Origin of the sequence: Aliikangiella sp. G2MR2-5 (assembly GCF_015687155.1) — a bacterium.
Taxonomy (GTDB): domain Bacteria; phylum Pseudomonadota; class Gammaproteobacteria; order Enterobacterales; family Kangiellaceae; genus Aliikangiella.
Genome location: NZ_JADPQF010000007.1, coordinates 61451 through 83157, shown reverse-complemented (window position 1 = coordinate 83157; position 21707 = coordinate 61451). Strand labels below are relative to the sequence as shown.

Below are 21707 nucleotides of genomic sequence, written 5' to 3'. Positions count from 1 at the left end.
AAAAGCGCCTTACAAGTCCTTTTCTATGACAAGGACGTTATAGGACATGCTAACCTTCGGTATTTTGGCAAGGACACGCCAAATTCAATGATTTGTAACTAATTATTTATTGTCATTATTGTGGAAGCTAGATAAAAATAGAGCGCTAATCCTGGAAGAACCTTATTGATGGAGAAAATAATGTCTGAAATAACACCTCGTCAAAGTTTGGTTGTTAAGCTTTTGACGATAATCTGCTTTTCTTCGGTGTCATTGATTTCTCAAGTGACAGCACATGAGCACCTGAGCTCTCAGGCCGATAAAACAAAAAGCAGTAGGACTCTGGCTCATTATCTTGGTAATGAAGGTGTGATGGTATCTGGAGACAAAGTTAAAGTCTTGTTTGACCCTTTTTTCCATAATCATTATGACTCATTTACACTGGTACCAGAGACAATTCGACAAAGAATATTCTCCAATCAGGCACCATATAATGATATCGACGCTATCTTTGTCAGTCATATTCATGGCGATCATTTTGATGCAGGAGATACGGTTAAGTATTTGCTAAACCACAAGAAGGTTCGACTATTTGTACCTGCACAAGGTATCGATAAGTTAGAGGCAATAGAGGGATTTAGTCAGGTAAGTACTCAAATAGAGGCGGTAGAATTAAATTATAACGATAAACCGGTCAAAATCGATATGAAGGAATTTCAGGTAGAAGCTGTATTTATTCCGCATTCTGGCTGGCCTAATACCAAAGATGTGCAAAATATTGTATATCGGGTAAAGGCAAACAATGAATTTACTGTAATGCATTTTGGCGATGCAGATTCAAATCCTGACTTTTATACTCGATACAGTGGCTATTGGCAAAGTGAAAAGACTCAACTTTCGTTTATTCCCTTTTGGTTGGGTCTTAAGGCTGAAGGAAAGAAAGTTATCAACGAAATAATCAATACAGATAAGTCTATCGGTGTTCATGTTCCAGCTAAAGGCCATCCGGCTCTTCCTGACTCAGGACTGGACTATTTTTCCAAGCCCGGAGAAACTCGAGAAGTGACTGTTGGTAAAGAACAGGCGGGCGAAAAAGGACGAGCAATAAGTGACAGATGAAGAGAGAAAAGGAAATATCATGAGTAGATCAGTTGTACCAATTGAGACTCCCAAGAGCAGTTTACTTGATCGTTATAATCGAGCTGGTGGATATACAGACTGTTATATGACTAGTCTGGAGGTGTCTATCTCGCACAGCGAATTTATCGAAGCTTTCTATACAAGCTGGTTGTTTAAGATCGAACGCTTTATCCTCAAGTGGTTGGTTAACAAGCCTTCTTCAGATATTGACGCCAACCAACTGGCCACGGGTAATCTCGATAAGTTTGCTGCCTGGACGGTTGAAGATCGCGCAGAAAATCAGTTATTGCTGTGCGATTACCAAAGTAAAACACGTTCATTCTTAATGGTAAAACCGCTTACGGATAGTCTGACAGAACTCTACTTTGGATCGGCTGTTGTTGCGACCAAAGCATCTGAAAAAGGCGATCCGACTTCGAGTTTTTTCTTTAGAAGTTTGAGTGGCTTCCACAAGCTTTATTCAGTCGCCTTATTGTCTGTGGCTAAGAAAAGGCTGTTAAATACTAAAACAGAAAGCATAAAAAGCGGGCCATAGAAAGAAGGCCATTCAGTAAAGCAAATCAAACACTGGATGACCGGGTAGAAGATGAATTTTCAGTGGAGGAGGAAAGGCTTTAAATTGCTTCCTGAGATCCATCTTCCAACAATCGGAAATATTGGTCTCCGTCGATCAATAACGCCTGTGATTCTCTGGCTGGCCAGTAAAGGTTATAGTCATTTGGATGAGCAACATCGATGGCGATGACTTTTCCCTGAAATTGACGGTTAATCTGCGGTTGTAGCGTATGACCTACAACAACGGCTTCGGCGCCAAATTTGGCCAATCCCTGTTCTACTGCTTTCTGGGTTAAATCTTCCTTAAAGTAACCGCGATACCAGGAAGGGCCAGAGCTCGGCGAAAGTAGTATCTTTTTGTCTCCTTCAGCCTGGCCAGGATAATACGGACGCCGGTAATTATCTCTTATCAGTTGATTAGCTGACTCCAAAGTCAATTGGCTTTCTGCCAGGTCAGGGTGAATTCCGCCATGTACAAACAGGTGGCCATTGATCACTTCCATTGTATTTTTACTTGCGATCCAGCGTCCAAGAAAAGAATTATGCCCAAAGAGTTCAATTTGCGCTTTTTCCAATACCGCTGCCAGATAGTAGTACTTAGGTGAAGCAGCTTTGAAGTCTCCCTGCATATTCTTGATTTCGTGGTTGCCGATAATAAAATGAACCACACCACCATGTCGTTTAGCGTCCTGTTCTAGCTTATATATAAACCAGAGAACCTGAGTTGTCGATTTTCCACGGTCAACAAAATCGCCCACCAGTACTAAATGGTTTTGGCCGAATTTCCAGTTGAGTTGGTTATCAATGACACTATGAGATATCAATAAGTCGCGGAAAGCTTTGTAGCCACTTTCAATATCCGAAATGGCAAGTATTTTATTTCCGTCATTATAGTTGGTTGGTGGAGGTGTAAACTCACTCTTTAGTTGAAAGCTAAACTCGCTCTTGTCCAACGGAAAGAAGGTAGATAATGTTGGTGATTCTGCCAGAGATACCTGCATCTTCTCAGAGTGTAGGCCTTCATCCCAGTGCCCGTGAATATAATTGACGCTTATCGAATCTTCATCTTCAAAAAACACATAAGGACCTTCCTTGTCCCATTGCATTCCTATTGGATTGTCACCGTAGTGAACAGCTGCATTTTCAGAATAGGCATAAATGATGACAATGGTTGCTATCACAAGCAGTGTTAGAAAAAGGCCTTTAAAATAATTTACAATGGCTCGCTTCATAGTTGACCTGATTTGTTACAAATTCAAGCACATGAGTTTGCTTGCTTTTGAAATCAGAATCTATCAAAATCTTGCTATGAGAGAAGATATTCAGGATTTTAAGAAGAGTGGCGTTAAATCGCTAGCTCAACGATCTTTCAGAGACGGGGCCTCCTTTAGCTGTTGGCAAATTGAACCGAAAGATGTCAGATATCTCGATGAGAGAACTAATACTTTAAGCTTATATCTTCAAGGCGGTGAGTATAGTTATCGATACGATCAGAGAAGCAATCGTGGTGGACCGGGGTTGCTTTGCTTAATGCCGCAGGGACAAATTTCCAGTTGGCATGTATCAAAAACGGTGCGTTTCAGCCATTTTTATTTTACTGATGCCTACCTTAAAGAGTTTATTCTTCTTAATCTGGAACGTGAATTAGGTCAAATCAATCTACCGGATTTAACCTACCATAGTGATCCTTTTCTAAAGTCCCTGATTATCGGCAGTATGACTTTCGGTTTCCAGACTTCGATCATTAAGCAACAGGAATTATCAAATCAGATCCTCTATCATTTAATAGAGTACTATCTTTCAATCAAGCCGACTAATAAGTTTTCTAAAACGGGTTTAGGATTGCGTCACAAGAAAATCTTAACAGAGTATATTGGCGAACACTACGCTGAGAAGCTGACACTTGAGCAATTGGCGCAACAAGTTGAGCTATCGCCATTTCATTTTTCTCGCTTGTTTAAGAAAAGTTTTGGTCTTACTCCGGGGGATTTTATTCAAGCTTACAGAGTGGAGAAGGTTAGAAGCATGCTTGCGAGTGGTTGTAAACTATCTGATATCAGCTTTATGACCGGATTTAGCCACCAGAGTCATATGACTCAATCTTTTAAACGAAAGTATTTACTCACTCCTGCACAATATCGCAAGCAGCTTGCTATCTGATTCATATTTAATTTTTTGGGTCACAGGATTTTTATCATCCTAAGCCGGATGAACCGTCTTGTCTGTTTGTGTTTTATCTTGTTCCCGCTCCTTTCGATAGTAGGTTCCAAATAACCAGTCGCTGATTGGGTAGGTGATATTAAAGTTGAAATGACTCATCAATTTCTGGTTGTGGTGATGAAGATGAAGCTCTCTCAAGCTTTTCATAAAGGGAAACTTATAAATCCAATGGGAGTCAGCCAGGTGGTAGATCGTATGAAATATCTCATAGTTTATAAAGTAAGCAAAAGCAGTTATAGCGAATAAAAAAGCAATATTCGTTGTTGTCAGATAGGCCAGAATCAATCCTGCCGGGATAGCAAAAAATACCAGGAAAAAGAAAATTAGATAGGGAGGAAAAAGAACTGCGGCAAAATCGTTAGCGTTGTCAAACTGCATTGCTTTTTCCGTAAAGAATCGATGGTGTTGTCTTGCATGACGTCTGAACAATAGCTTGAGCTTACGAATGGGACGATGCATCGGAAAACGATGGACTAGATATTCCACCAGATTGGCATAGATAAATGTCAGTGGAATGGTTATCCACTCTACAAGCGATACGTTATCAAGTTGACTAGTTGAAAAAAGCAGACAGGACAACGCAAATAACATTGAGAAACTGAAATGGAGGTAGCCATTATAGCGCGAAGGTTGATGGTGCTTGCGATAATGTTCTCTGAATTTTCTGACTTTAGTCGGGAGGCTGTTTGACATTTTTTCTCAATCTCTTTGAGTATAGCGGCTATTTACATGGACTGTTTCCTAGAATATAGTGATTTCAACTTAAACGATTGACTTCTTACGCCAAGATATTTAACCCTCTATGCCAACTCTGCGAAATAATAATGAATGCGTTTTAAATATAACGGTTGCTAATAGTTATTTGATGTCGCTTGTTGATTTCTGTGAAAAACGTTTCGGTGAAAAAATCTATCGCCACCTGGATTTTGTCGACTTCAAAAAACAACGTGAGCTTGATGCGGAAGTCCGAGTCGATGCCGCTCTGTACAATCAGGTATTTGAAGTAATTGCGACAAACTTCAATTGTCCAACGCTAGGTTTGGAATTTGGTGCGCAGATTGGAGCGAAAGCTTTCAATTTACTCGGCTACCTGACCATGTCGGCACAAACTTTAGGCGACGCTGCCAGAGCGCTACAAAAATATAATCGACTGGTGAGCGATATGGGGGACAGTAACATTCATTTTGAGAACCGAATTGGATTTGCTGAATGGCAACCAGTTTCCGAAATTCAAAAATTCAGTTTTCATGTAGTTGATGCTGTTCTTGCTGGTTGGTGCTCATTCAGTCGTCAGATCGTTGAAAAACAGGTTCCTCTGGTCAGAGTCGAGCTTAAACACAATAATGAAAAATTCCGAGCAAAATATGAGCAGGTTTTCGCCTGTCAGGTAGAGTTTTCTGCAAAACATAGTCAACTTGTATTCGAAAGACAATGGCTCGACTTACCGATTGCACAGTCGCAAAGAGCTGTCTATCAGGCGATGATTAAGCAAGCGGATCTGGCCATCGCAAAAATAGAGGCAGGTACTTTTCCTGACAATGAATACATTATAAACGCTATTATCGAATGTTTGCCTGCGGGCGATTTTGGTATTCGTGCTATGGCATCGAGATTTGGTGTTTCGGAAAGGACGTTACAACGAAAACTTAGCCGGCAGGCGGTCACTTTTCGAGAGCTTCAGGATAAGGCCAGACACAAGCTAGCGATACGACTCCTCGACAACAATGAATTACCTCATGCCACAATTGCCGGCTTGCTCGGGTTTGCCGAGCAAAGTGCCTTTATTAGAGCCTTCAAACGTTGGCAAGGTGTTACTCCCAGGCGATATCAAAAACACTAGTTTTTCGACGATTTTCTCTATTTTAAGTGACAGTCATTTTCACGGGGACTGGTTTCATTCTTTAATATTAATCGTAACTTTTTGATATTTAAATAATAAATATTATTTTACAATCCACATCGGAATTGACGTCTAAATTACTTTACCGCTTATATAATTTTCAATAGAATGCCTGAAAGAATAAATATAAGCGCTTATATATTGTGTTTGAGAGCGTGTTAATGACTAAGATTAGAGGAGTTTTGGATTATGCAGCGTGGATTAGGAACGCAACTAAGACATATTATCGAGCTACTAGATGGGGCTGTAACTCAGTCCTATGTTGCAATCGGGCTTGAATACCGTCCCAGATACACCCCAATAATGAAAGCTTTGATCCGGTTGGAGAGTTGTACTGTTAATGAGTTGGCTAATTATGCAGGAATTACTCAACCAGCTGCGACTCAAACAGTCAAGTTGATGCTCAAAGACCAGCTCATTACCACCAATAAAGATGAAAAAGACAATCGAAAAATTATTATCAAACTGTCACCACAAGGACTAAAAATCATTCCAGAGTTAGAAAGGTGCTGGCAAGCCACAAAAAAAGCAGAGGCGAGCCTGAATTTAGAACTGGGTTTTGATTTCGGAGAAAATCTGTCTCACGTAATTTCAGCACTTTCAAACAGATCTTTTGCAGAACGAATCGAGCAAGCAAAAATAGACCAGTCACAATTATCGATATGAATTAAGGAAAAGAAAAATGAGTTTATCAATAAGAGCTATTACCTCTACTCTTGCAATTTTGTTCGTTTGCAATTTTGCGAGCAGTGCAGCGGCAACGAACGAACAGTCGGAAAACATCCATATGATGACTGCCAAGGAGCAAAAAGAAGTTTTAAAAAAACTGAAAAAACAGATTAACGAGCAATACATTGATAAGACCGTTGCTCAAAAACTCAGTAGCGATCTTGAAAAGCTGAGCCAAAATAAAATTCTTGCTAATCCGGTTGATGCAATCGAATTTGCGGAGTCAATTACGCTAGAACTACAAAGTACCTCGGGAGACAAGCATCTTCGGCTCGAATATTCTCCACAGTCTGAAGCTCTTGCGACGGCACAAAAGTCCGACAATGAAATCTCCACAGATTTTGCTTCGGAGCAAGAAAAGGCCATGTGGGATTCTCACAATATGGGGTTCGACAAGATGGAAAGGTTGCCTTTTAATATCGGTTATTTGAAAATTTCTGCTTTCGCCCCGATGAAACATGCAGAGCCTATGATTGCTGCTGCATTCACATTACTTAACCGTTCTAATGCGTTGATTCTAGACCTTCGAGGAAATTTTGGCGGATATGAGTATACCAGTGGGCTTTTAGCCAGCTATTTGCTTGATAAGAAAACCCATTTGATCAATATGCATTGGAGAAATAATAACCGGATAGAACAGCGCTGGAGTCAAGCGAAAGTTAATGGACCTCGATATGCCATTGATAAGCCGGTTTATATATTAGTGGATGAAAATACTTTTTCTGCAGGTGAGGTTTTTAGTCACGTAATGAAACATTTAAAGCGGGCTAAAATTGTTGGAGCACAAACTGCTGGCGCTTCTAATGCGGGAGAGGATTATCTGATTGATAAGAATTTCTCAGCATTTATTCCAAATCGTCGAATGACCAACGCAGTGACAGGTAAAGGATTTGAAGGTGTTGGTGTGAAGCCCGATATTAAAACAACATCTGAGCTCGCCTTAAACCTTGCACAGGTAGATTATCTGGAAACGCTCTATGAAATTACTGAACATCCCGCTTTGAAAAAGCGAATTAAAGCGAGAGTGGAGTTACTTAAATAAAGCTAGAAGCAGCCAATTAAGACTACCGAAAAAACTCCGGTAAAATTAATGGCTGCAATCTATCAGGCTGTTTGAAGCGCCTCTTCCGGGCGCTTTAGCTTCTCCAAAATTGAGTACAGAAATATCACCAGAAGACAAAGTACTGTGCAAATAGCATATACCCAGAAGCCATTCAGTAAGTCGAGTATCAAGCCTCCACCTAAGGGCGCTAAAGCAAAGCCCAATGAATAAAATGAAGTGGCACCAAAGTAAGCGCCACGAAGGTGATCGGGGGCCAGTCTATCAATATGCACATTCATCGTTGGAAACAAAATGGTTTCAGCAAGACTCATTATGATGACTGCACCAATCCATCCCCAGAAAAGATTGACAGGATTCATTGCCATCCATAATTGAGACAAGGTTAGAAGAATCAAACCTATCTGTATCCGCTTTATCAGGTGAATCCTTGCCATTATTTTTAACAATAAAAACTGGCTGGTAATAATAACCAGGGCATTAGTAAAGATCATTGAGGAGATAAGCTCCATCAACTGCGGAACTGCCGATCTTGTTAGATATTGAATTAATGTTGAGTCCATTTGACCATAGACAAACATGCAAAGAATATTAGCCAGAATCAAACATTGTAATAAACGATCATTACTGAGTATTTTTAAAGTTTGGAGCAAAGAGTTACTTTTAGTCTTTTCCTGACTAACCAAATCGCCTTTTTCCTTTCTGCTTTTACTTTCTACATGATTTATATTAGCTACTTTTAGCGTATTGAATCCTATTGCCAATAGGGCTAAGAGGATCGCAAAGGCTATTGCGGTGATATAGAATGAGTCAGGTTCGCCAGAAAGTCCTAGCCATAACCCCAGCATGGGACCGATTGCACAGCCGGCATTTACAATAAAATAAAGTGACTGCATGGCAAGCTCTCTGGTCTGTGGCTCTTTTATCATGTCGCCAATGAGAGCTGATGATGTTGGTCGCCAAATTTCTGTCGCTACTGAACAACCTGTAATTACTATTGCATACCCAATAATAGAGCTGGTATTGGCAAGAAGGCAAAACGAGACGATGTAAATGATTCCGCTGAAATACATTACCATTTTTCTGCCAAAGCGATCGGAGAGTGTTCCACCGACAAAACCGACAATAACAGAAATTAACGCCGCGGTTGTTAGCAGCGTACCGACAGCTGTTGCTGAAATACCAAATTGGTTATAAAGAATAACCGTTAAAAAAGGCCAAACCATATAATAACTGCCGCGAGTAATGAAGGCGCCAAACAGCAATATCCACATCATTGGTGGAAATTGTTTGATTCGGGCAATAGATACATCACTATGCATGGGAAGGGTCCAATGAGGTCATTTTGGCGGAAGAAGGGGAATGTATCGCAAGTTAAAGACTAAAGTAAATTAATTTTAGCTATGACGCTGTGATAAATGTGTAGTTCATATTAAGTTATTATTCCAAAACTCAAAATCAATGGTTCCATTGCTCATATATTCTTTGCAAGGAGCTGGTTAATAGCTGAAAGAATTAAGGCTGGTTTTATACCGATCTTGAAATAGAGCAGTGAAAATCGTAGACTTGCATTAATTTACTTTGGAAAAGCTAATGAAATACTTTACACCCTGTTCAAAACTAAAATCCTTTCCGGCGGAGATACTCTCTGACTGGAATTGTTTGCGTGGGTGTCATGTTTATTTATGTCACATGCAGAGTAAGGAATTTTAATCATCGGCTTTTCTGGAAAGCCGAAATGGCTTCCCGGTAAAAGAAGTTGACAAAAATTTTTAAATCAAAAAATTAATAAGTCATTGACGCCGAAAGCCAAAAGCTTCCGGCGTTTTTTTATGTCTAAATTAAGGAGAATACTGTTTATGAGTTACTTTGGTTTTTAATAGATTTGTAATAGAAAAATAGAATTTGAATCAGGTTTGTTTTAAAAAACAGGGTCATTATTTGAGTTTTTATTCAAAGGGTAATGCTCGTCCTGAAATTCTTTAACTTATTGAAAATTAAAAACAAAAACTTGTTATTTAATGTTTTTTTTGCTTGACCTTATCGTTTTTTTTATATTTAATTTAAGCAACTGAAATTAATCAAATCCAATTTATATTATGAGCAACAACTACTGCATACCGGCATATCTCAAGTCAGGAGGAGAACCTTCTAACTTAGCTATGCCCAGTTATTTTAAAAGCTGCATAAAACAGCAGCCAGGTTATGTCGCTCATTAATCACTTCTGAATTTTCGGAAGTGAAAGCTTCCGAAAAGTCTCAAAGCTCAAAGTAGTATCTAGGGAACAATTTAAAAGCCAAACATTTTAAAATTGTTTTTTTAGTATTTCTTTATCGCAAAGTTGAACTCTTGGAAGCTAACCTGAGCGCGGATAGCTGAAATGGCATACGCTGCAGGCTTAGACCCTGCCTTTGGGGAAGTTCGAATCTCTCTCCGGCGTACCAGATTATTCGGTGACTATTGTCGCCGCTTAATTATTGTCGTAGCTAAAGGGAAAGTGATCCGTGATGGTGATCGGCTTTGTTTGCTAAACAAAAGAAAGACTAAAAGCTTTGCGGTTCGATTCCGCCGCTTTCCGCCAAATTATCTGCTTGTCATTTAACCTGGAGCGTGCTTAGCAACTTGGTTAAATGCTGCAATTTGACATTGCGGAGTTCGAGTCTTGGGAACTCAGTCGGACTGTAAATCCGATGCTAACGCTAGCCTGGTTCGAATCCAGGACTCCGCACCATAATTTCGTTTTACGCCGACGCTCTGATGAGAGAGCATAGTTTAGAAACTTCACTACGGGGTTACTGACAAGTAGGTTCGAGTCTTACCGGCGGAAGAAGCAATGCGAGCAAGAATTTTTTTCGGGGATTTTCTATTTACACTGCTCACGGTGAAAGCCCGACCCGAATAGTGTTTGCGTGGAAGAAATCAGACCTAATGCTATATAAAATTAATACAAGATAGCACCAGCACAATAGAGAACCAAATCCACAGAATAGCCAGATAGAAGAAGAATGTATGATTTGTGGGAAATGTTTTCACTATTGGAAATTAGAATAGTCAGAGTTAGACAAATTGTGACAAAAATTCGATTTCATTTTTTAACTTGAGGTAGTTCTACTATACTGAATCTAGGGAGAAACTATATGGATATTAAAATTTTAAAACTGAATAAAGCGGGGCAGCCACTTTCCTGGATTGATTACGAGCAGGCTGCATTGCTTTATTCCAGAGATCAGGTCGCCTGGACTTTTGGTGATGTCAGCGTTCGCCTGAGAGGCGGATACTCGCGCTTAACAGGTAAACAGTCGACATTGGAAATATCTTCAGTGATCGCTGTTAAAGGTATATCTAAATTTAATCGACGGGTTCCACCGTTAACTAACCGAGCTTTATTTGCTCGAGACCAGTTTATGTGTACCTACTGCGGAAGAGTTTTTCCCGCCAGCGAACTTACTCGCGACCATATTATGCCAAGGGCCAGAGGAGGCCGTGATCGTTGGTCTGAAGTAACAACTGCATGTAGATCCTGTAATAACAGAAAAGGTTGTAGAACCCCTGAAGAAGCAGGAATGAAATTGCTTTGTATTCCTTACGTTCCAAATAAGAATGACTATTTGGTATTGCAAAATAGAAGAGTGCTGGCTGATCAGTTAGAGTTTCTTAAAAAAGGATTCAGCAAGCACATGAAAGCAAGCTATTGAGTATATAAGCTGGAAGCCGTAAATATGCTTAAATGACAAGTTTATCTAAATAACAAGTTTACTCAAATAACAAGTTTACTCAAATAACAAGTTTACTCAAATAACAAATATGGATGAATGGATGTTGGGAGAAAATAGCTAAACTTTGTCATTGCAAAAGCAAGAAAATAAAATAGAGCGACTTTTCAAACAAGAATAAGTCGCTCTGGCTTTTCAATATTTAATTGAACAACCGCCCTAAAAATACTAAGATATTTTTAAATGAAAATTTGGTAAAAACATTAGTAAAAAAGGAATAATGTTTTTATAACGAATTAAAATTTGTTATGCGGGGGGCTCATTTCCTTCGGATATCAGTCTGGTTCTCTGTGCGAGATTCTCATGCACATTTCTTGCACATTTCCTACATTTTATTTTCACATTTCCGATTTAGTGTCTCGCAACCAATAGTAAAAAGTATCGATTTTTCTGTGCCTTGGTGGACTGTTAAAGGGTAGTGCCAGAGAAAGCGAATTCAGACGTAAATACTGCTGTCTGAGCTGATCTTCTTATTGCTAATCAGACAGTGCTATTGGTTTCAATGAAATAAAAATAATTAATGTTCAGGAGAACCTAAGTGAATAATAAATTAATACTTAAAAAAGCAATTATTCCTGCTTTACTATTAGGCGCTTTTTCATCCGCGGAAGCCGCGGATAATCAACGTTATATTGTAAAGTTTAAGGATGGTTGGGACGGTGATTCAACGCCGACACTTCAAATGTCAGCACAGCAACGAAATCAGAGAAAGGAAAACAACCGCCAATATATTAAAGGTGTCGGAGGTAATGTTCATTTGTCGCTGGCCAGAGCAAATGCTGTGGCTGCCGATTTGTCATTAAGTCAGATATCCAAACTCAATGCGTCAGGAATAATCGATTATGTTGAAGCTGATCAAAAACGTTTTCTGATTGACCCAGCAGAAAGAAAATCTGCCAATCAATCAGAAAATTCAGCAAACTCGATTACTCCAATGGCTGAGTCAGAGCCTTATGGTATTAGCCTTGTTCAGGCTGATCTGGTGAGTGATTCTTTAACTGCTAATCAGACAGTTTGTATCATAGATACCGGATATGATGGTGATCATGAAGATTTAATTCAGGCTTCAAGTAGTCAGGTCAGTGGTTACAATCAGACGTCGTCTTCAACCTGGAACAACGACGGCTACGGTCATGGAACTCATGTTGCCGGTACAATTTCTGCAATCGGTGGTAACGGTGTTGGCGTAAATAGTGTGAACCCTAGCGGCTTGATAAATCTTTACATCGTAAAGATTTTTAATGACAGCGGAAGCTGGACAAACTCGTCAGATTTGGTCAGTGCAATGGAAACCTGCCAGGACAATGGGGCTAATATTATTAGTATGAGTTTGGGCGGCAGTTCTTCGACAACAACTGAAGAAAGTGCAATCGATTCAATCTATCAAAATGGCGTACTAATGATTGCTGCCGCAGGTAACGGTGCGAGCAGCAGCTATTCTTATCCTGCCTCCTACGATAATGTGGTTTCAGTTGCTGCGGTAGATTCTAGCAGTGAATGGGTCTATTTTTCACAATACAATGACCAGGTTGAGCTAGCTGCTCCAGGTTACGAAGTTTTGTCGACCTTGCCTGATGATAGTTACGAAGCCTGGTCAGGCACGTCTATGGCAACCCCACATGTTTCCGGTGTTGCAGCATTGGTATGGAGTCATTTTTCAGATTGTTCTAATGACGAAATTCGTTCTGCGTTAAACGCTACGGCTTCTGATCTCGGGTCCAGTGGACGTGACAACTACTATGGGTATGGATTAGTTCAAGCTTCTTCAGCATACGATTACCTTAGCCAGTATGGCTGTGCAGGTTCTGATGATGGTGGTGGCGACGGCGGTGGTGACGGAGGCGGTACCGATGGCGAGCTTGTGAACGGTGATACTGTTTCTTCTTTAAGCGGCTCATCATCCGAAGAGCTTGATTACTACATTGATATTCCGGCGAATGCCAGCAACCTTTCTGTAACTATATCAGGTGGTAGCGGTGATGCTGATCTCTATGTTCAATATGCAAGTGCACCTACCACTAGCAGTTATGATTGTCGTCCTTACAAGAGTGGCAATAACGAAAGTTGTGACTTTGCTTCGCCTGAAGAAGGGCGATATTACATAATGATTCGCGGTTACTCGGCTTTTTCTGGCGTGAGTTTGAGCGTGAGTTATGATGAAAGCGATGGCGGAGGTGATGGCGGTAGCAATGGCGACAGCTTTGAGTATACCGATTTGTCTGCTAGCCGCCGTCAGTGGGTTTACTACACAGTCGAGGTGCCGGAAGGTATGAGTACTCTGGATATTGCTATTAGTGGTGGAAGCGGTGATGCTGATCTCTATGTACAACATGGCTCACAAGTTTCTACTTCCAGCTACGATTGTCGCCCATACAAAAGTGGAAATGAAGAAAGTTGCAGTTTCAGTAATCCGTCTTCAGGCACCTGGTACATCGGCGTTCGAGCTTATTCAGCTTTCAGTGGTGTAACCTTAAGCGGCAGTTATCAATAATTTTTAGTGTTGTAAACCAATAATTTTAACTTTCATTATAAGTATTGCCTTTTGTTGGAACCGCACCAGTTGATTTTTACTGGTGCGGCTTTTTGTCCCTCGACAGATTGAGCTTAAGTATTTTCTACTTCGAAAGCAAAACCATATTTCTTCCATACTGTTTCCTTATTCATCATTTAAATTAGAAAGCATCAGTTGATGATTGATTCAGAGCTATATTAATGAGGCCTGCAATTCAACCAATTGACCATTTGATTTATGTTATTTTTAACGGGAGTAGTATTATGAGAAATGTAACAACACTTATACTTGTTGCTGGCGTATGTATGGTTTCATTTAGCGCTTTAGCAGAAGGTAAAGGGCCTCGGAATGGTAAAAGGCAACCTCCTGAGGAGGCATTCAGTGCCTGTGAATCAAAAGCTGAAGGCGATAAAGCTGAGTTTACCGCACCGAATGGAAAAATAATTGTAGGAAGTTGTCAAACTCTTGACGACAGACTCGTTCTAATTCCCGATGACCATAAACCTAAGAGAAGACCAAAGTCGAATAAAGACGAAAGTTAAGCGTATATCGCTTAACTTTCAACCTTATAGCCAACACCATAGACAGAATGAATACAGTCACATGAACCTAGCTTTTTACGAAGTTTTTTTATGTGACTGTCGATAGTTCTATCGCTGACAATTCTTTGATCGTTGTATACATGATCCATAAGTCTCTGGCGAGAAAAAATATGACCTGGACGGTCATACATCACTTTGAGCAATTGAAATTCAAGTGCTGTTAAGTCGATATCCTGCCCCTCAATAAGAACTTTCATTTTATTCTCGTCGAGCGTAATTCCTTTCGGCGCCGGACTAAAATTTGAGTCAAGTCGTCGTAGAATTGCTTTAACTCGAGCGACCACTTCTCTCGGACTGAAAGGTTTACAAACATAGTCGTCGGCACCTAATTCCAAGCCAAGCAGGCGATCAATCTCTTCAATTCTTGCAGTAACAAAAATGATAGGAATGTTCGATACTTGCCTGATCTCTCTACATAGGGTTAACCCGTCTTTTCCCGGTAGCATGATATCAAGCAATATCAAATCGGCAGAGTTCGTTTCCAGCCAGGGCAAAACTTCATCGCCATGATGGATCAAGTGCGCCTCAAAATGACTTTGAAGTAAATAGTCTCTAAGCAATGTTGCCAATTTTACTTCATCTTCGACGACTAGAATATTTTGCTTCATCTTGCTTATCAAACCTATACTGAAGGAAAGTAAATTTTTATGCCAAGTCCACCTAAAGACGACTGAAACAGACTTATATCACCTTCATGGGCTTCGACAATATTTTTACAGATAGCCATCCCTAATCCCGCACCACCTTTTGCACGATTCCGAGATTTTTCGACTCGATATAAGCGTTCAAACAAATAGGGATAGTCAGCAGGAGGAACTCCTGGTGAGGAATCTTCCCAGATCAAGTTGATCCCGTATGTGTTTTTCTCGACACTAACTTTTAACTCTCCCGGCTTATCTGTGTACCTCAGGGTATTTTGAAGCAGGTTTTTGGCTAATTGGTCGAGCCGGTTGCCATCTGCAAATAGTGTGGCACCTGAATCCGGAATATTCAAACTAAGCTGTATCTGACTTGCATTTATATGACCTTCATGGCTTTCAAAAAACTCTCGGATCAGCTCTGTCAGATCCAGATTTTCTTTGTTATAACTAAGTGCGCCCATATCCGATAACGATAGTTCATGGAGATCCTGCACCAGAGCATTGAGTCTATTGAGCTCCTGTTTCAGAGAGTTCAGGGTTTCGGGGGTTACTTTTCTAATACCGTCAATAAGCGCGTCAAGCTCGCCCTGCAAAATAGCGAGCGGCGTTCTCAATTCGTGTGATATGTCAGCGATCCACTTTTGCCGAGAAATTTCATTTTTTTTCAATGTGACAGCAAGTCGGTTAACGTCACGCGCAAGACCACCAATTTCATCATTACTATAGCGTTGAATTTTTGTCTCGTAGTTCCCGGATGCCAATAAGTGAGTCACCCTGTTAATTCGTTGAATTGGTAGAACAAGATGTCGAGCAAACGGGAGTGCTATCAAAAACGAAAGAAAAATAACCAGCATGGCAGCTAAGCCCAGGTCGCGCGTCTGTTTACTTAGAAACTCTATGGCCCGGTCATCCATAAAGTTGATGTCCGGTGTTAGCACAAGTGTTCCGACTTTTTTCCCATCAGAAGTAATGGTTTTTTCCAACTTTTTACTATCGCGAAGCGGACGGCCAAAGACTAACTGATTATCTGCATCCAGAACTGTCAGTCTCATTACAAACGGGGTTAACTGATTAGGGGGCTGAGGTGGTTCTGTGCGAGTATGGCGTTCTGCACGAGGAGGAGGCTCGTTGCCAGGAGGTCGTTCAGCTCCTGGTGGAGGCTGTCGGCGAGCATTTCGACGACCGTCAGGGCGCTCTGGACGGAAAGAAGGACGCGGTTCAGCCAAGGTCAATTGTTGTTCATCAGTCGGTAAACTGGAGGATACTATTTTTCTCCATTGTCTTGAGTTATGCTTTAAAAATTCCCAGTTGCCGTGATTCTTATAGGTGCTCTCTAACTTTTCCAGGATCGGAAGAGCCTTTTCCATTTCTTCCTGCAATATATAGTTTCTAAACCCTGTACTAAGATTCCAATAGATTAATGAAAGCAACACTAAAACACTTGCCAGACTAGTCAGCGATATAGCTAAAAATGTCTTAAAACGGATGCTAATTTTCAACTCAATTTACACAGATTTTCAGGTTAATTAACTATTACTTTAATCGATTTAGCTTAATTCGCCAAAAGAACATTCGGATTTGCACACTTCTTTCACATTTGCTTAAGCCTTTCCTCTTTGTTTGCACCATTAGCTTCGTTTTAAAAGATAAGCTTAACTTTACCCTTATTCTGCTGTATCAGAGGTGAAATTAATGAGCTTTTCTCAGTCTTTTCATAAAACCGACATTCGGATATATAAAAACAACAACCAGAGTTTGCGCTGGTTACCCAAATATATTTGTATATTATCAGCCTGCTTTGCATTAGCTTTACTAACTGCCTGTGGTAGTGGCGGAATTAGTAATAGCAATCAGGATAATGCCAGTCAGGCAGTTTCAAATTCTGCTCCCTCGGCAGATGCGGGAGAAGATCAAGTCGTTACTTCTGGCGATACAGTTTTATTGAGCGGGGAAAACAGTAACGATCCCGACGGAGATGCACTTACCTATCAATGGAGTTTTACCAGTTTGCCAGAGGGTAGTAGCGCTGATCTGGACAATGCAATGACTTCTGCACCTTCTTTTTATGCTGACAGGGCTGGAACCTACATCATTCAACTTGTTGTCAGTGATGGTGAATTGGAAAGCTCTGCTGACAGCGTATCTATTGTTGCAAACGAACCAGGGCAAAATGTCGCGCCACACGCCAATGCGGGGAACGACAAAATTGCGTACACCGGAAAAGTCATGACGCTAGATGCTAGTCAAAGCAGTGATGCCAATGGTGATGTCCTTTCCTATATATGGTCGTTGGAAGAAAAGCCGGTTGATAGTGATGCGGAGATTTTAAGCTCCAATACCAGTAGTCCCAGTTTTACTCCTGATGTCGAAGGAAGCTACGTAATTTCACTTGTAGTAAACGATGGAGAACTTAATTCTGAGTCAGATCTGCTGATTATTAATGCTGCACATTGGTGGATCAATAATAGTGAAAGATCAAGTTACATCAAGGAAGGAGGACAAGGGGTATTAGTCAATGTTCAGTCGGTTGCAACCACGAGCCAAAATAGTGAAGAGTTTGTCGCAATTACCGCAACCGGTATTCCTGATTATTCAGTGACTATCACTCCGGAGGATATTGACAATTTAAACGGTCGACCTAACGCGGCGAGTGATTTTAGCAATTCTGGCGGTGAAACCATTGTTGATATCGGCGATATTGTGTTGTTTGGACAAAGTGTAGGCTATGTCATTGACAGAGTGGGATGTGAATTAGGTTACTGGCCTCCGGGACCGGCTTGTCCTTCGAATCAAAGCAAAAGTAATCAGTTACCTACCGAGCCACAGCCATCATCTGATTCTTGCAGTACCGGATTGGGACCCATCGGTGTCATGCTAAATGGTACTTCTGTGTACAACTGGGATGATGGACAGAGTTATAACAACCAGAATGTCTGGAATAATCTTGCGCCGGAATTTGAAGTCTACGATGTCGATATCTGCCTGGGACACGCTCAGCGAGAAGGGGACTATCATCATCACATGTTTTCAAAGTGTTTACAGGAGTTGATGGGGGATGATGGTTCCAAACATTCTCCCATTTACGGATTTGCGGCGGATGGATATCCGATTCATGGTCCCTACTATGCCCAGGGTATTCTGGCTCAATCCGCCTGGGTTTTACGAGACTATGATAATGCCAATTCAGCAAGCGGCTGTGGTGCTTCAGGGCAAAGAAGCTGTCAGTTGGTAGACCCATATGACCTTTCTAAAGGAACGACTTCGGTATCCTCAGGTCCAGCCACCAGCGACACAGTAACCTCTCAGTCGGGCAATCCTATACAAGCCTCCGGAGGCATTTATTTCGAAGACTTCTATTACGATGCAAGTTTAACTGCAACCGGAGAGCAGTATCTTGATGAGCATAACGGACACCAGCATGGAAATTTCGGATATCACTACCATATCACCGTGGAAGACATTAGTGGTCAGTTGCTCCCTGTTTTTCCATATCAGGTGGGGCCGGAGTTTTATGGCGAACTACCATCCGGCGGAATTGCCAGTTGTCAATAAGGCTGCTTGTTGAATACTAGTTTTCATTTTTCAGATGAAGTAATCGGAATAAACGAGATTCGTTTTGCCAAAAATTTTCGAGGTGAACAAGATGAAGGGTAAAGTTTTATTGATAGTGATGTTCGGAATAAGTTTCTTGTTCATACTTTGCAAAAGCTTTGCGGTAGAGCAAGAAGATAAAAGCGAGGTAACTACTTCCGGTAGTTTTAACAAAACTGATTCGAAACTTCTGGATAACTCCAGCGAGTCTGGTATCTCTGATGATTTAGCCGAGTCAGGCGCGTCAGCTATGTCAGGCGCGTCAGCTATGTCAGGCGCGTCAGCTATGTCAGGTGCGTCAGCTATGTCAGGTGCGTCAGCTATGTCAGGTGCATCGGCTATGTCAGGTATGCCTGGTGGAATGGCGATGATTCATGATCATAATCCTGTTGTCGTTCCTGATAATTTGGCTGTACCTAATCTGGAGATAGCGCTATATCGAGATAAAAAATCAGGTTTTAACCTTCATCTGAAAACTGCCAGTTTCAATATTGGGCCTCCCGAGTTTGAAGGAAGTAGTAAAGAAATTATTTCTGGACATGCTCACCTTTATGTCAATGGTAAAAAAATTCAACGAATCTATGGGCGTTACACTCACTTGCCGCAAAGTTTATTCAGGCCGGGTATCAATATGGTGATGGTTTCGCTAAATGCTCACAATCATGATATCTGGACTGCGGGCAATAAACAGATTTTTGCATCGGTTGCTATTCAACGAGATGAAAAATTATTTGAAGTGAAGAAGTTTGCTTCTTTTCCGCTAATGGTCGCAAAAGCCGATTAAACAATATTGTTCGCATAGTAAGCAGCGATATACCAAATGCGATGATAAAAAAAGCGCCGTAAAATACGGCGCAAATGATCACTCTATATATTTTATTTGCCACTCAGAATGAATGGCTTTTTCTTTTTGCAATGTGCTTAGATCTTAACTTCATTACTGTAGTCAGACTGCTCACTAGAGTTTGTTGCCTTAACTCGATACTTAAAGGTGCCGGAACCAGGAACATCGCTAAAGCTGGTGCTATCGGCACCAACTGTTGCCAAAGGAGAGAAGTTACAAGTTTTTGACTTGCCTTTACCACTCTCCAGGCAGCGTTCAATGATGAAGTTGTCTTCATTTGAGCTATTGTCCTGCCAATTCAGAGTGACTGTTTTTGTCGCATTTTTACCTTTGCCGGACGTTTGTACTGAAGCGGTCAGGTTGGTCGGTGCCATCAAACCGCTGCTACCACCACATCCATTGAGACAGAAGGTCATGGTTGAACCTGACAAGCTGATATTGGTCAGTGAATTACCGGTTTGATTAACGATGCCATTTTGATAGGTATCAGTGTTAGGATATCCGCCAGGACCTTCACCAATCGCATTGCTTACAGAGCCGTGATAAACATCGCCCGCATCACCGCGGTTTTTAGCCTGTTCCAAATCGTAAGCGCCGTCGGCCTGAAGTAAAGCTACGCGGTAGTGGTTTCCATTTTGTGGCCAACGTGCCTGCCCAGGATAGCCTTCAGTATTAAATCCTGCTTGTTCATCGATATGCCAGATAGCCAGACCGCCTTGTGGCAAAGTACAATCGAACTCCGAGTTTTGTCGATTTTCAACCAGCAGGTATTCTCCGCTTGGAAAGCCCTGACTAATTTTATAAACATCGGGGTATTGCTCTGACTGTCTCAAGGAGTATTCACCCGACGCACTAATTTCCTGTGGAGAATACCAACCTAACTGGGTTTTACTCCACGGCGAAAAGTGAGGTGGGCAGTATTGGGTGCCCTGGAAATCCCATGAGTTAGCCATCAAGCCGTAGGAACCAATTCCGGCACCACCACCGTTTGTATCATAGAGATCAGGTAAGCCAAAGAAGTGGCCCGTTTCGTGAGCAATTACACCAATACGGCCGATTTCTGAACCGGAAGTACTCCATAGCGCCGGACTGATATGGTAATCGTTTACGGTAACCCCTTCTTCTGAAGTCCAGGCTTGTGATTGCATCGACCAGCGGTGCGACCAGATTCGGTCTGCAGATGATGTTCCGTCTACGTCGGTTCCGCCCCATTCAGCACCGTAGCCAGAATGGAGGAAAGCGATTGCATCGATTTTACCATCACCGTCCGAATCATAATCTCTAAAGTCGACAGTTTTATCGAGTTCGCTGAGCGCTTCTCTAAGTGCTTCCCACAGAGTTTGATCACCAGATTGACCATTCGCATAATAAGCTTCGGTATTTGACACCGTAATCCAGGGCTGAACATCAGAGTTGAGTTCCATCTGGTTGTAGGAGTTTTTGAGATAAACGTCGCGAACACTACCGGTTGGTGCGAGAGTTGCGTCTCCTCCGACAGCATTGAACAGAACATCAACATCAGCGACTGAAGGAAGACTTCTTCCGGTGTGATTTGCAAAGCGGATCATCACAACCAGATTTTTTACTGCTCCACTAGGAGTTATTCCTTGAATACTGGTCGATGACTCTACTCGCTTTGAGGATTTTGCTTGAACTTTAGCGGCAGGCAAAAGGCGTTTTTGAAGTCCCAGTGCTTTAGGATTGGCTTTGCCCACGATGTGTTCTGATGCAACCAGGGCTCCTTTGCTATTGAGTTTGGCGTATTTATACCAACCCTTGTGGCGGATGATAGTGTATCCATTTTGATCCTCATTCCAGTTAAAATGCTCATCACCTTTAACTCGTATTTGGACAACGCTACCATCTGGCTGAGTGTCGAATACAGGGTTCGGATTCGCTGGAATAGCATGACCGAGCGGCATAAAGGCGACTTGTGCAGATAAGCCAATAGCACCGGCAAGTATTGAAAGTTTTGTTTTGATTTTCATTATATAGTCCTAATTTTGAATCTTCTCATTCAAGAAGAAAATGAAAAGTTAACTCCTATTTATTTTCCTGAGATGACTAAGCCCGGGCCCAAAGGCTTGCCTATCTCGCCAAAAGATTTTGGTCGAGATTTCGGTTTTATAAATAGTAAAAAAACGACTTTTTTTATCACTC

General features: G+C 41.4%; 17 protein-coding genes and 3 tRNA genes. 14 read left to right on the top strand and 6 right to left on the bottom strand.

Going from position 1 to position 21707, the window contains the following annotated elements; genetic code table 11:
• Positions 1-180: 180 nt before the first annotated feature.
• Positions 181-1098, top strand: a complete 918-nt coding sequence (locus IYN84_RS18540) for an MBL fold metallo-hydrolase (RefSeq protein WP_196140762.1) — start codon at positions 181-183, stop codon at positions 1096-1098.
• Between the two features lie 19 nt (positions 1099-1117).
• Positions 1118-1654, top strand: coding sequence for a hypothetical protein (locus IYN84_RS18535; RefSeq protein ID WP_196140761.1), 537 nt, complete (start codon positions 1118-1120; stop codon positions 1652-1654).
• A gap of 79 nt (positions 1655-1733) precedes the next feature.
• On the opposite strand, the gene IYN84_RS18530 is transcribed toward IYN84_RS18535, so the two are convergent.
• On the bottom strand, positions 1734-2906 hold the full coding sequence (locus IYN84_RS18530) for a metallophosphoesterase (RefSeq protein WP_196140760.1): 1173 nt from the start codon (positions 2904-2906) through the stop codon (positions 1734-1736).
• On the opposite strand from IYN84_RS18530, the gene IYN84_RS18525 reads away from it, so the two are divergent.
• Complete coding sequence (locus IYN84_RS18525) at positions 2893-3834, top strand: helix-turn-helix domain-containing protein (RefSeq protein ID WP_196140759.1); 942 nt, start codon at positions 2893-2895, stop codon at positions 3832-3834. The genes IYN84_RS18530 and IYN84_RS18525 overlap by 14 nt on opposite strands.
• Before the next feature lie 39 nt (positions 3835-3873).
• On the opposite strand, the gene IYN84_RS18520 is transcribed toward IYN84_RS18525, so the two are convergent.
• Positions 3874-4587: a sterol desaturase family protein gene (locus tag IYN84_RS18520; RefSeq protein WP_196140758.1), complete on the bottom strand. Its 714-nt coding sequence runs from the start codon at positions 4585-4587 to the stop codon at positions 3874-3876.
• A 109-nt stretch (positions 4588-4696) separates the two neighbouring features.
• Between IYN84_RS18520 and IYN84_RS18515 the strand changes: the two genes are divergently transcribed.
• The 3 genes from IYN84_RS18515 to IYN84_RS18505 all read left to right on the top strand — a co-directional run bounded on the left by IYN84_RS18515 (position 4697) and on the right by IYN84_RS18505 (position 7565).
• The gene (locus tag IYN84_RS18515) at positions 4697-5734 is read left to right on the top strand and encodes an AraC family transcriptional regulator (RefSeq protein WP_196140757.1); all 1038 of its coding nucleotides are present in this window, start codon (positions 4697-4699) and stop codon (positions 5732-5734) included.
• Between the two features lie 249 nt (positions 5735-5983).
• A complete protein-coding gene (locus IYN84_RS18510; protein ID WP_196140756.1) occupies positions 5984-6460 on the top strand; it encodes a MarR family winged helix-turn-helix transcriptional regulator in 477 nt (158 codons plus the stop codon).
• Positions 6461-6476: 16 nt separating this feature from the next.
• Positions 6477-7565: a S41 family peptidase gene (locus IYN84_RS18505; protein WP_196140755.1), complete on the top strand. Its 1089-nt coding sequence runs from the start codon at positions 6477-6479 to the stop codon at positions 7563-7565.
• A gap of 62 nt (positions 7566-7627) precedes the next feature.
• Here the strand turns inward: IYN84_RS18505 and IYN84_RS18500 are convergent, their stop codons facing one another.
• Positions 7628-8905 carry an MFS transporter gene (locus tag IYN84_RS18500; RefSeq protein ID WP_196140754.1) on the bottom strand — a complete coding sequence of 426 codons (1278 nt, stop codon included), beginning with the start codon at positions 8903-8905 and terminating at the stop codon, positions 7628-7630.
• A 1044-nt stretch (positions 8906-9949) separates the two neighbouring features.
• Here IYN84_RS18500 and IYN84_RS18495 point away from each other — a divergent pair.
• From IYN84_RS18495 to IYN84_RS18470, 6 genes are all read left to right on the top strand, one after another.
• A tRNA-Leu gene (locus IYN84_RS18495) sits at positions 9950-10028 on the top strand.
• A gap of 48 nt (positions 10029-10076) precedes the next feature.
• A tRNA-Ser gene (locus IYN84_RS18490) sits at positions 10077-10165 on the top strand.
• Between the two features lie 67 nt (positions 10166-10232).
• A tRNA-Tyr gene (locus IYN84_RS18485) sits at positions 10233-10315 on the top strand.
• Positions 10316-10721: 406 nt separating this feature from the next.
• Entirely contained in the window at positions 10722-11279 is a 558-nt protein-coding gene (locus tag IYN84_RS18480) for an HNH endonuclease (RefSeq protein ID WP_196140753.1), read from the top strand.
• A 616-nt stretch (positions 11280-11895) separates the two neighbouring features.
• Positions 11896-13848, top strand: coding sequence for a S8 family serine peptidase (locus tag IYN84_RS18475; protein WP_196140752.1), 1953 nt, complete (start codon positions 11896-11898; stop codon positions 13846-13848).
• 284 nt (positions 13849-14132) lie between these two features.
• Complete coding sequence (locus IYN84_RS18470; protein ID WP_196140751.1) at positions 14133-14411, top strand: hypothetical protein; 279 nt, start codon at positions 14133-14135, stop codon at positions 14409-14411.
• Positions 14412-14422: 11 nt separating this feature from the next.
• Here the strand turns inward: IYN84_RS18470 and IYN84_RS18465 are convergent, their stop codons facing one another.
• Positions 14423-15079 carry a response regulator gene (locus IYN84_RS18465; protein WP_196140750.1) on the bottom strand — a complete coding sequence of 219 codons (657 nt, stop codon included), beginning with the start codon at positions 15077-15079 and terminating at the stop codon, positions 14423-14425.
• Positions 15080-15093: 14 nt separating this feature from the next.
• A complete protein-coding gene (locus IYN84_RS18460) occupies positions 15094-16545 on the bottom strand; it encodes an ATP-binding protein (RefSeq protein ID WP_196140749.1) in 1452 nt (483 codons plus the stop codon).
• A 259-nt stretch (positions 16546-16804) separates the two neighbouring features.
• Here IYN84_RS18460 and IYN84_RS18455 point away from each other — a divergent pair, with 259 nt between their 5' ends.
• Together IYN84_RS18455 and IYN84_RS18450 are read left to right on the top strand one after the other, a co-directional pair.
• Complete coding sequence (locus IYN84_RS18455; RefSeq protein WP_196140748.1) at positions 16805-18664, top strand: PKD domain-containing protein; 1860 nt, start codon at positions 16805-16807, stop codon at positions 18662-18664.
• 91 nt (positions 18665-18755) lie between these two features.
• Positions 18756-19487, top strand: coding sequence for a hypothetical protein (locus tag IYN84_RS18450; RefSeq protein ID WP_196140747.1), 732 nt, complete (start codon positions 18756-18758; stop codon positions 19485-19487).
• Between the two features lie 137 nt (positions 19488-19624).
• Here IYN84_RS18450 and IYN84_RS18445 read toward each other — a convergent pair whose 3' ends face one another.
• Positions 19625-21535: a M6 family metalloprotease domain-containing protein gene (locus IYN84_RS18445; protein ID WP_196140746.1), complete on the bottom strand. Its 1911-nt coding sequence runs from the start codon at positions 21533-21535 to the stop codon at positions 19625-19627.
• Positions 21536-21707 lie beyond the last annotated feature (172 nt).

Bases quoted from the DNA above. Each gene is read 5' to 3' on its own strand.
- IYN84_RS18540 (WP_196140762.1), top strand. From the start codon at position 181: ATGTCTGAAATAACACCTCGTCAAAGTTTGGTTGTTAAGCTTTTGACG.
- IYN84_RS18535 (WP_196140761.1), top strand. From the start codon at position 1,118: ATGAGTAGATCAGTTGTACCAATTGAGACTCCCAAGAGCAGTTTACTT.
- IYN84_RS18525 (WP_196140759.1), top strand. From the start codon at position 2,893: ATGGCTCGCTTCATAGTTGACCTGATTTGTTACAAATTCAAGCACATG.
- IYN84_RS18530 (WP_196140760.1), bottom strand. From the start codon at position 2,906: ATGAAGCGAGCCATTGTAAATTATTTTAAAGGCCTTTTTCTAACACTG.
- IYN84_RS18520 (WP_196140758.1), bottom strand. From the start codon at position 4,587: ATGTCAAACAGCCTCCCGACTAAAGTCAGAAAATTCAGAGAACATTAT.
- IYN84_RS18515 (WP_196140757.1), top strand. From the start codon at position 4,697: ATGCCAACTCTGCGAAATAATAATGAATGCGTTTTAAATATAACGGTT.
- IYN84_RS18510 (WP_196140756.1), top strand. From the start codon at position 5,984: ATGCAGCGTGGATTAGGAACGCAACTAAGACATATTATCGAGCTACTA.
- IYN84_RS18505 (WP_196140755.1), top strand. From the start codon at position 6,477: ATGAGTTTATCAATAAGAGCTATTACCTCTACTCTTGCAATTTTGTTC.
- IYN84_RS18500 (WP_196140754.1), bottom strand. From the start codon at position 8,905: ATGCATAGTGATGTATCTATTGCCCGAATCAAACAATTTCCACCAATG.
- IYN84_RS18480 (WP_196140753.1), top strand. From the start codon at position 10,722: ATGGATATTAAAATTTTAAAACTGAATAAAGCGGGGCAGCCACTTTCC.
- IYN84_RS18470 (WP_196140751.1), top strand. From the start codon at position 14,133: ATGAGAAATGTAACAACACTTATACTTGTTGCTGGCGTATGTATGGTT.
- IYN84_RS18465 (WP_196140750.1), bottom strand. From the start codon at position 15,079: ATGAAGCAAAATATTCTAGTCGTCGAAGATGAAGTAAAATTGGCAACA.
- IYN84_RS18455 (WP_196140748.1), top strand. From the start codon at position 16,805: ATGAGCTTTTCTCAGTCTTTTCATAAAACCGACATTCGGATATATAAA.
- IYN84_RS18450 (WP_196140747.1), top strand. From the start codon at position 18,756: ATGAAGGGTAAAGTTTTATTGATAGTGATGTTCGGAATAAGTTTCTTG.
- IYN84_RS18445 (WP_196140746.1), bottom strand. From the start codon at position 21,535: ATGAAAATCAAAACAAAACTTTCAATACTTGCCGGTGCTATTGGCTTA.